Origin of the sequence: Glycomyces dulcitolivorans, from assembly GCF_003265355.1 — a bacterium.
GTDB classification, from domain to species: Bacteria; Actinomycetota; Actinomycetes; order Mycobacteriales; family Micromonosporaceae; genus Glycomyces; species Glycomyces dulcitolivorans.
The window spans coordinates 1-9,792 of record NZ_QFRW01000084.1 but is presented as its reverse complement, the minus strand read 5'-3'; the positions used below and the strand labels follow the sequence as shown (position 1 = coordinate 9,792).

Sequence of the window (9,792 nt, the reverse complement as noted above, 5' to 3'; positions counted from 1 at the left end):
ATTTCGCGAACGTCGCCATACCGAGGCCCGAGCACGGGAAGCCACCCGCGCACCGGGTCCCCGCCGACAGCACCCGCTCCGCGCGGAGCACGCGGGCGGCCAGCCTGACGAGGCCGGCCGCCCGCAACAACACACAGGCCCGGGCCGCATCCGCCCGGCTCAGACCTCGACCGACAGCCGGACCGTGACCGTGTCGCCCTCGTCGACGCCCCCGGCGCGCTTTCGGATGTCGGCCTTCAGCGGGACGATGTAGGCGCCGTCCTTGGGCCACAAAGAGGTCTCCCACTCGACCCGGCCGATGCGGGCGGACACCGGGACCATGCCCCAGCCGTAGCTGACCACGGCGGAGGCGGCCGCGAGTTCCTTGCAGCCGTCCTCGGGAACGGTCACGAAATACCAGGGGGCGGGGCCGCGCCAGTGCCAGACTTCGGCGGTGAACTCCAGTTCCATGCCCCGAGCATACGAAGCACAGGTGACAAGACGGTCCGTTCAGTCGGGGAGGCTGATGCCGAGGAGCCGGGCCCCGGTCGAGGTGTGGGGGCGGAACGGATCGCCGGGGGTGAGGACGAGGTAGCTGCCGGGGCCGAAGTGGTGGTCGTCGTCGGTGATCTCGCCGAACAGCACGTAGTAGGAGCGGGCCAGGCCCGGGTGGAGGTCTGATTCGGGCCATTCGACCCCGGGGACGAGGTCGTAGAGCCAGCCGTTCGAGGGGCCGGCGCCGGGGAGGTGGCGGCGGATGACTCCCGGGGCGACCTCGACGGGCTTGACCGCGTCGACTTGGACGCTTTGGATGTCGTTGCGCGCCTTGTGCATGGTCCCGTTCATGATTCGATCCTCCCGCGCGGGGCGGGACTTCACCAGTGACAGGATCGACATCTTGGGGTACTTTCATGCCATGGGACTTCACCGGGTCGTCGCGCTCGTGCAACCGCCGCAGGCCGAGTTCGAGCTGGCCAGCGCCGCCGAGGTGTTCGGGCTTGACCGGCCGAATCTGCCGAGCCGGTATTCGTTCAAGGTGTGCACGGAGCGGCCGGGGATCGTGCCGACCAAGACCGGGTGCGCGCTGTCGGTGACCGAGGGGCTGGGGTTGCTGGAGTCGGCCGACACGGTGATGGTCCCGGCGTGGTCGCAGAAGGATTCGCCCGCGAGCGGGGCGGTGCTGGAGGCGGTGCGGGCGGCCCATGCGCGCGGGGCGCGCATGGTCGCGATCTGCACGGGGGCGTTCCTGCTGGCCGAGGCGGGGCTGCTGGAGGGGCGGCGGGCGACCACGCACTGGCGGTACGCGGCGGAACTCGCGGCCCGGTATCCGGGGGTGGAGGTCGATGCCGATGCGCTGTACGTGGATCAGGGCGACATCGCGACGAGCGCCGGGACCGCGGCGGGGATCGACCTGTGCCTGCATCTGGTCCGGTCGGATCACGGTGCGGCGCTGGCGTCGCGGATCGCGCGGCACATGGTGATGCCGCCGCATCGGGAGGGCGGGCAGCGGCAGTACGCGGTCGAGCCGGTCGAGGAGCCGTCGGAGTCGCTCGGGGCGGTGCTGGAGTGGGCCGCGGAGCATCTCAGCGACGCTTTGACCATTGAGGACTTGGCGGAGCGGGGTCGGGTGTCGATCCGGACGCTGGCGAGAAGGTTCGACGACCAGCTCGGGACGAGTCCGGGGCAGTGGCTGCTGGCGCAAAGGATCTCGGCGGCGCAGGCGCTGCTGGAGGACACGGACCTGCCGATCGAGGCCATCGCGGGGCGGGTCGGATTGTCGTCGGCCCTCAACCTGCGCAGGCGGTTCCGGGACCGGCTGGGGACGACGCCGGCGGCGTACCGGCGGGCGTTCGGGCGGGACGTCGTCGGGGCGGGGTGAGTTCCGCTCGGCGGTGAAATGTCGCATGCGTCTGGTACAACCGAACGGTGTCGAGCCCTCGTGAACCCCTGAGCGCCTTCCGGACCGTGCTGAAGCGCGGTGGCGGCGAGCGCCCCACCTTCCCGCTGTCGGTGCACGTCCTGGTCATGGTCGCCGTCGCGCTCGTGCTCCTGTCGGGGCTGCTGTGGCTGCTCACCAGCGACCAGACGTCGCCGCTCAGCCCCTCCCCCGACGACCGCACCACCCTTGAGGTCATTCGGTTGTGCCTCTACTCGATCGCGGGCATCGGCGGCGTCATCGCCCTCACCGTCTCCTACCGGAAGCAGCGGGTCACCGAGGCGACCGAGATCCGCGAGGCCACCAAGCTGTTCAACGAGCGCTTCGCCTCCGCGGCCGAGCAGCTCTCCTCGCAGCGCGCCGCGAACCGCCTCGCCGGGGTCTACGCGATGGCGGCCCTCGCCGACGACTGGGACGCCGGGCGCCAGACCTGCATCAACGTCCTCTGCGCGTACGTGCGCATGCCGTACGAGACGCCGCCGTTCCGCCACGAGCGCGAGGCCGCCAACAACCCGCGCCGGTTCCGGCCGGTCCTGGAGGAGCGCCTCATCCGCCACTCGGTCCTCAACGTGGTCGGCGGCCGCCTGCGCCGCGCCCCGGTCCCGGGCCGGACCTGGCACGAGCACGACTTCGACTTCACCGGCGTGAACCTCGACGGCGGCAACCTCAACGACGCCCTGTTCCTCGGCCGAGTCTCGTTCGCCTTCGGGCGCTTCACGGCCGGCACGATCGACTTCTCGCGGGTCCGCTTCGAGGGCCCGGTGGACTTCAACCGGGCGCGGTTCCTGGGGGCGCGGCTCCGGTTTGCGGAGACGCGGTTCGCCGGGCCGGTGCTGTTCACGGAGACGACGGTGGCGGCGGGCCTGCTCGACTTCAGCTCCGCGCACTTCACGCGGGACGTCGGCTTCGACGGCACGGTGTTCGCGGGCGGCCAGGTGCACTTCGCGAAGACCGTCTGCTCCTCGCCCGTCCTGGGCGCCAAGCCCCTCCTGGACTTCAGCGGCGCCAGCTTCACCGGCACCTCGGTCGTCTTCGACTACCCCGACATCAGCACCGCGACCCTGGACTTCTCCCGCGTCGCCGACTGGTCCCACCCGCCGGTCTTCAACCTGACGGAGGAGCTCGACACCGTCAAACTCCCTGAGAGAGAAGCGGACTGATGGCCAGGACGACTCCCCCGCGGCCGTACGACCTGCTCGCGCTCTTCCCCGAGCTGGCGGCGTACGGGAAACCTGCGGTCCGTCTGCACCCGCGGCGGGGCGAGCCGACCGCCGATGAGAGTTCGATCGGCGGCCCGCTGCTGTGGCCCGTTGATGAGCCTTGGCCCGTATGCGAATTCGACCATGAGGACAACATGGACGAGCCCTACGCGTACACACTCGCTTGGCGCGCATATCTGGAGGACCGCAACCGCCGCGAGAAGGAGGGCGCGCTGGACTGGGATGTGGAGCGCCGCCGCGCCGAGGAGCTGGAAGCGCAGTTCACCGCCGAAGACGACGGAGCTGCTCCACCGCTGATCCCGGTGGCGCAGTTGTACTACCGGGAGGTGCCGCACCTGCCCTGGCCCGACCGGTACGACCTGCTCCAGGTCCTCTGGTGCCCGCGCGACCACCCCGAGGCGGAGACGCCGTACAACCCGGCCTTCCAGTTGCGTTGGCGCCGAGCTGAAACCATTGAGAAGGTGCTCGACCAGGTCCCGGTCCCTCTGATCTGCAACGGCGAATATGTGCCGAACCGCTGCGTGCTCCACCCCGAGACGATCACCGAGTACCCGCTGACCGCCGACCTTCCGGTCGAGCTCGCCGAGGCGGTCCGCACCTGGGCCGACCGCATCGACAACAGCACCGCCTACAACTGGGACACCGCCTCGGCACCTGGTTGGAAGACCTCGGGCTACGGCGGTGCCTGGGGCATCATCGACCCGTACCCGATCCTCTGCGAGTGCGGCGAACGCCAGCTCCCCCTGTTCACGGCGGCCTCAGGCGAGTTCGACGGCGGTACCGGGAGCTGGCGGCCGGTCGAGGAGGCCGGCACGGAGTGGGAGTTCGCCGATCCGGTCGAGGTGGTCATCGGCCGCGGATACACCTTGCAGCTCTACTACTGCCCCGCTTCCGAAGACCACCCCAACCGGACCGAGATGTTCTGAGGCCCAGTTGGTTCACTCCGTTTCGGAAGCAGCCGGGACCGGGTTGCGCCGCTTCGCCATGACGGGCAGCTCGGCGGGCAGCGACCGGCATGCGGCCCGGCCCGGGAGCGTGAACATGGCGATGACGAGGTCGACTGCCCGGTACGCGGCGAGGATCGCGACCGGCCAGCTGTACGCCGCTCCGTAGAGCGCGGCCTCGCCCGTGAGCAGGATCGTGATCGCATAGCCGAGGAAGCTCATGGTGAACACGGCTCGGGTCGGCCGGTGGAGCCGCTTCGCCCGGTTGTGGCTTTCGCGCAGCCCCACGAGGTTGAGCGGCAGCAGAACGGTTGCGAAACCTACGACGTCGGTGACCAACCGCCCGTTGTCGGACACGTCGATGAGATAGAGCGCGATCCCTGCGAAGTAGGCCAGAATGAGCGTGGGGTTCAGCGCCGCGGCGACCCGGTACCGGGTTCGGAGGTCCTTCACCGGCACGAAGTGCGGGCAGTCCTCGATCCGGGAAGAGGCTTTCGGATCCGGGGTGGCCCAGACGGGCTCGCGCGCGAGCAGCTCGCGGAACTCGGGCGAGAAGCCGGGGTCTGTCCGGCAGGTGCTCCGGTCGTGCAGCAGGCCGCGGAGGATCCACAGGATCCAGGGAGCCGGCAGCGCGAGGATCACGAAGGCGACGGTCCAGTACCAGCCCGTCCGGTGGCCGAAGTGCAGGAAACCTGCGGTCAAGGCCAGGATTCCGAGCCCGTGGGCCCAGAGGGCGCCGAGCGGGGGCCGGTGCAGGAATCTCCGGACCTGGAGGAGGGCAGCGCCGCCGATGATGGTCAGGATCGCACCGCCCAACAGGAGTGCCGCCGCTGTGAACTCGGCGGTCCCCTCGGTGTCGGCCGCGCCGAGGGCGAATTCAAGCACGGCGGCGCCCGCCCCCACGGGCTGGACCACGGTGTTCGCCCAGAAGGCGATCACCGCGGCAGCGAAGAGGAGCCGCCCGGCGGGCTTCAGGTCGCGGGCGCGGATGCGGTGTGGGCATGCGCGGGCGCGGCCGAAGGGGTGTGGCCGCCGGTCGGCGTGCCGCCGGGCTCGACCGTGATGGGCGGGTCGGCGAGCCGGGACAAGCCGGATTCGTCATCCATTTCGGGGCTTTCAGTTGTGTGAAGGGCGAGGTCCCGGCCTCGGACCGGGCGGGGTGCAGCGAATTCTAGGGTTCGCGGCTCGGAGGCGTCAAGGGGCGGTGTTGAGCCAGGCGCGGGCTCGGGTGGGGAGTTCGGGGGTGGTGTCGCAGGTTTCTCGGGGGGTGAGGAGGGTGCGGAGGTGGATGAGGTGGGCGGTGACGGCGGCGGAGGGGAGGGTGGCGAGGGCGGTGAGGGGGAGGGCGGTCCACTGTCCGATGAGGAGGGTGGCGGCGAGGGTGAGGAGGGTGCCGGCGGCGGTGAGCCAGGGGATGGGGCCTTCGGGGCGGTGGAGGCGGCGCCAGGTGCCGACGAGGGCGAAGACGCCGATCATGCCGAGCATGGAGCCGAGGACGAGGAGGACGCCGTCGATGAGGGCGGTGCCGCTGAACTCGGCGCCGATGGAGAGCAGGAAGCCGCCGGCGAAGAGGGCGAGGAGCTGGACGAGGCCGGCGAGGACGGCGGCGAGGAGGCCGGTGGTGAAGAGGAGCTTCCCGGCGGGGGTGAGGTCGCGGAGGCGGACGCGGTGGGGGCAGCCTTCGAAGGTCTCCTGCGGGGCCTCGTCGTCGGGGTCGACGGGGCGGGGGACGGCCGGCTCGACGGTGATCCTCAGGTCGTCGCTCTGCTCGTCGGTGTTCTCTTGTTCCATTGGGGCGCTTCCGGTTTCGGAGAGGTGTGAGGGTCCCGGCCGGGTGGGGCCGGGACCCTCGGCATTCTATGGCCCCGCGGTGCGGCGGCTCAGCGGTAGGCGGAGGACTGGAGCGTGTACAGCTCGGCGTAGGCGCCGCCGCGGGCCATGAGCTCGTCGTGGGTGCCGGATTCGGCGACGCGGCCGTTGTCGAGGACGACGATCATGTCGGCCATGGAGACGGTGGAGAAGCGGTGGGAGACCAGGACGGTGACGGTGCCGCGGGCGCGGCCGGCGTGGACCTCCTCGGCGAAGCGCTCGAACAGGGCGTGCTCGGTCTGCGGGTCGAGGGCGGCGGTCGGCTCGTCGAAGACGACGAGGAGCGGGTCGGGGCGCATGCGGCCGCGGCCGATGGCGAGTTTCTGCCACTGGCCGCCGGAGAGGTCGGTGCCGTCGTCCCAGCGGGTGCCCAGGCGGGTGTCGAGGCCGCGCGGGAGGTCGTCGACGACGTCCTCGGCGCCGGCGCGGGTCATGGCGGCGCGGACGGTGGTGTCGTCGTAGCCGGTGCGCAGGTCGCCGATGCCGACGGTCTCGCGGGCGGTGAACTCGAAGCGGGTGAAGTCCTGGTAGGTCGCGCCGATGCGCTCCCTCCAGTCGTCGACTTCGAAGTCGGCGAGGTCGGTGCCGTCGACCGCGATCGCGCCGGAGGTCGGCTGGTAGAAACCGGACAGGAGCTTGACGAGGGTGGTCTTGCCCGCGCCGTTCTCGCCGACGAGCGCGACCACCTTGCCGGCGGGGAGGGTGAGGGTGACGTCGTCGAGGGAGGCGCGCTCGGACTCGGGGTAGGCGAAGGAGACGCCGTCGAGGCGGATGCCTTCGGCGAGTCGGTCGGGGACGGCGAGGGGGACTGCGGGGCCGCTGGACTGCTTCGCATAGGCGCGCAGCCACATCAGGCGGGTGCCGAGCTTGCCGGTGCGGACCAGGAGCGCCGACTGCATCGCGATGCCGCCCGCGGCGCCGGCGACCATGCCGATGAGGGAGACGAGGAGGACCACGTCCCCGGCGGTGGCCTGGCCGCGGATCGCCAGGTAGAGGACGATGCCGATCCCGGCGGCCATGCCGACCGCGGAGAGGACGCCCTCGCCGGTGGCGATGCGCGCGGCCTTCCACTGGCCGCGGTTGCGTTCGGCGACGACCGCGGCGCCGGTCTCGTGGTGGCGGCGGCCGATCTCGGCGGCGGAGCCGAAGACGCGCAGCTCCTTCCCGGATTCGGCGAGGGTCGCGACCTCGAAGAGGTGGCGGCGGCGGCGTTCGGGCTCGCTCGTGGCCTCCTGGACCTTGATCTCGACGTCGCCGGCGCGCTTGGCGATCGCCATGGCGCCGAGGGCGACGAGCGGGAACACGAGGAGCAGCGGGTGGACGGCTGCCAGGAGCGCGCCGCCGACACAGATGGTCACGAAGGCGCGCAGGCACTGCGCGAGCCAGTTGACGGCGCCGGAGAGGAGCCAGCGGTCCTCGCGGATGCGCTGCACCTGGTCGAGGTGCTCGGGGCGCTCGTGGTGGTCCAGGCCCGGCGGGGTGCCCATGAGCTCCATGACCTCGCGGTCGGAGGCGCGGGCGGTGTGGTCGAGGACGAGGAACACGAGCTTGACGTAGGCGAAGACGACGCCCCAGATGAGGGCGACGCCGACGCCGAGCCCGGCCCCGGCCAGCCACGCCTCGCGGGTGTGCCCGGCCTGGACGGCGTCGATGATGACCTTGGTGAGGTACACCGTGGTCGGCATCAGGATCGCCTGGACGACGCCCAGGACCACTTGGGCGACAGTGGCTTTGGGGTTGGCGCGGAAGCCGACGGCGAGGGCGTACTTGAGGCCGCGCAGGCCCCGCGTGAGGCGGTGGGTCACGACTGCTCCTGGGAGGATCGGGCGAGGCGGTTGGCCTGCAACGTGAACGCTTCGGCGTAGCGGCCGCCGAGGGCCATGAGGTCGTCGTGGGAGCCGTCCTCGACGACGCGGCCGCCGTCGAGGACGACGATGCGGTCGGCGCGGCGCACCGTCGAGAACCGGTGGGAGATGACGATCGTGGTCAGTCCCGCGGTGATGTCGAGGAACTGCTCGTACAGCTCGGCCTCGGCGCGGACGTCGAGGGCCGCGGCGGGCTCGTCGAGGATGAGGACCTTCGCGCCCGCCTGGACGGCGAACAGCGCGCGGGCCAGCGCGATGCGCTGCCACTGGCCGCCGGAGAGGTCGGTGCCGCCGCCGTACTCGCTCGACAGGACCGTGTCGAGTCCATTGGGGAGGGACTCGATGAGGGCGCGGATGCCCATGGGCTCGCACGCCTTCCAGATCAGGTCGGTGTCCCCGGCGAGGTGCGGGGCGCCGAACGCGATGTTGTCGCGGACGGTGAGCTGGTAGCGGGTGAAGTCCTGGAACAGGGCCGACAGGCGGGTGCGCCACGCGGCCGGGTCGACTCCGGCGAGGTCGGTGCCGTCGGCGGTGATCCGCCCGCCCGTGGGCTCGTAGAGGCCCGCGAGGAGCTTCACGAGGCTGGTCTTCCCGGCCCCGTTGTGGCCGACGATGGCGAGGGAGGTGCCGGCCTCGATCTCCAGGTCGAGCCCGGCGATGACGGCCCGGTCGGCGCCGGGGTAGGCGAAGTCGACGCCCTCGAAGCGGATCGCGTGCGCGGGGGCGGCCGCGGGGAGTTCGGCGGTGACGGGGCGTTCGCCTTCGGCGAGTCGGTCTTCGAGGGCGAGGACCTTCGGGACGGGGAGCGCGCCGAGGCTGAGGAACGCGGCCGTGTCGTCGAACGCGGAGAAGTTGAACATGGTCGTCAGCGCGACGAGGTAGACGGCGAGGGCCGCGAAGCCGACCGCGCCGGTGAGGCCGGCGTCGGCGAGCGCGAGCGAGGTGACGACGGTGAGGGCCAGGAGGGTGCCGATGACGCCGACCGCGGTGGCGGGGCGCAGGCGCTGGAAGCGGGCGGAGTAGTCCATGCGCTCGTTCCACTGGCGGTCGTAGCGGTCCAGGAGCCAGCCCATGAGGCCCCAGACGCGGATCTCCTTGGCGGGGGCCGAGGTGATGGCGAGGTCGCGGAGGTACTCGGTCTCGCGCATCTCGGTGGAGCGGAGGTAGGCGGTCTTGCCGACGCGGGTGTAGTCGATCTGCATGGCGATGAAGATGGCGGGCCAGGCGACGAGCCAGGCGAGGCCGATCCAGATGTTGAAGAACGCGAGGACAACGGAGGCGCCTGCGGCCGAGAGGAACTCGGGGGCGATGGCGGCGAGGCCGCGGATGGCGCGCTCGGGGCGGATGAAGTCGGCGCCGAGCTGGCGGGCGATGCGCAGGAGCGCGAGGACCTCGTCGTCTTCGAGGTGGGAGATCCCGACGGGGCGGGCGACGGCGGCGAGGAGCCGGTCCTGGAGGAGCAGTTCGAGGTCGCGGCCGAGGTTGTAGGCGACGGCTTCGTGGAGGTTGGCGACGAGGCGGCCGAGGAGGAGCGCGGCGACGCCGGCGGCGAGGAGGAGGTAGGCGCCGCGGGCCTCGGGGGAGCCGGGGCCGGCTGCGGCGGCGGCGGGGACGGCGCCGATGAGGAGGCCGGTGGCGATGGTCATCGCGAGTGGGAGGGCGGCGGTGAGGACGGTGGTGGCGGCGAAGAGCGCGGTCCTGGGGCGGCTGATGCGGGGCAGGAGCCGGACCACGGCGAGGACGGCGCGGCCGGATTCGAACCGGCTGGTTTCCGGGGGTGCCATATGAATCCATTCATGATGTCATGATGACTGTGCGATGACACCATATCAAAGTCGCAGTGCGGGCGCATCCCGGTCGGCCGTCCGCATCCCCCACCCACCCGAGGGGAAGAATATGGTGCGATCCTCCGGCCCGGGTCCGACAGAAACCGGGTCCGGCGGCCGCCTTGTCACCCGATCGGGTGCGGCGCCGGGCGG

Annotated in this window: 10 protein-coding genes; 3 read left to right on the top strand and 7 right to left on the bottom strand. The window is 71.4% G+C overall.

The genetic code is table 11. The features are described 5' to 3' along the window. Positions 1–159: 159 nt before the first annotated feature. Positions 160–450, bottom strand: a complete 291-nt coding sequence (locus tag DI269_RS09200) for a DUF1905 domain-containing protein (RefSeq protein ID WP_112134988.1) — start codon at positions 448–450, stop codon at positions 160–162. A 39-nt stretch (positions 451–489) separates the two neighbouring features. Beyond that, on the bottom strand, positions 490–825 hold the full coding sequence (locus DI269_RS09195; protein WP_198667274.1) for a pirin family protein: 336 nt from the start codon (positions 823–825) through the stop codon (positions 490–492). Positions 826–895: 70 nt separating this feature from the next. Between DI269_RS09195 and DI269_RS09190 the strand changes: the two genes are divergently transcribed. The 3 genes from DI269_RS09190 to DI269_RS09180 are packed head-to-tail and all read left to right on the top strand — an operon-like array spanning position 896 to position 4,061. Continuing rightward, entirely contained in the window at positions 896–1,858 is a 963-nt protein-coding gene (locus DI269_RS09190; protein WP_112135020.1) for a GlxA family transcriptional regulator, read from the top strand. A 47-nt stretch (positions 1,859–1,905) separates the two neighbouring features. Then, positions 1,906–3,075, top strand: coding sequence for a pentapeptide repeat-containing protein (locus DI269_RS09185; RefSeq protein WP_157974859.1), 1,170 nt, complete (start codon positions 1,906–1,908; stop codon positions 3,073–3,075). Beyond that, positions 3,075–4,061 carry a hypothetical protein gene (locus tag DI269_RS09180; RefSeq protein ID WP_112134984.1) on the top strand — a complete coding sequence of 329 codons (987 nt, stop codon included), beginning with the start codon at positions 3,075–3,077 and terminating at the stop codon, positions 4,059–4,061. Before DI269_RS09185 ends, DI269_RS09180 begins: the two co-directional genes overlap by 1 nt. 12 nt (positions 4,062–4,073) lie before the next feature. On the opposite strand, the gene DI269_RS09175 is transcribed toward DI269_RS09180, so the two are convergent. The 5 genes from DI269_RS09175 to DI269_RS09160 all read right to left on the bottom strand — a co-directional run bounded on the left by DI269_RS09175 (position 4,074) and on the right by DI269_RS09160 (position 9,597). Then, entirely contained in the window at positions 4,074–5,018 is a 945-nt protein-coding gene (locus DI269_RS09175; protein ID WP_112134982.1) for a hypothetical protein, read from the bottom strand. A 32-nt stretch (positions 5,019–5,050) separates the two neighbouring features. Further along, positions 5,051–5,185, bottom strand: coding sequence for a hypothetical protein (locus tag DI269_RS28615; protein WP_269814151.1), 135 nt, complete (start codon positions 5,183–5,185; stop codon positions 5,051–5,053). Between the two features lie 88 nt (positions 5,186–5,273). Further along, entirely contained in the window at positions 5,274–5,870 is a 597-nt protein-coding gene (locus DI269_RS09170) for a hypothetical protein (RefSeq protein ID WP_112134980.1), read from the bottom strand. Positions 5,871–5,959: 89 nt separating this feature from the next. Continuing rightward, on the bottom strand, positions 5,960–7,753 hold the full coding sequence (locus DI269_RS09165) for an ABC transporter ATP-binding protein (RefSeq protein WP_112134978.1): 1,794 nt from the start codon (positions 7,751–7,753) through the stop codon (positions 5,960–5,962). Further along, on the bottom strand, positions 7,750–9,597 hold the full coding sequence (locus DI269_RS09160; protein WP_115509839.1) for an ABC transporter ATP-binding protein: 1,848 nt from the start codon (positions 9,595–9,597) through the stop codon (positions 7,750–7,752). The genes DI269_RS09165 and DI269_RS09160 overlap by 4 nt, the downstream gene beginning before the upstream one ends. Positions 9,598–9,792: the final 195 nt, after the last annotated feature.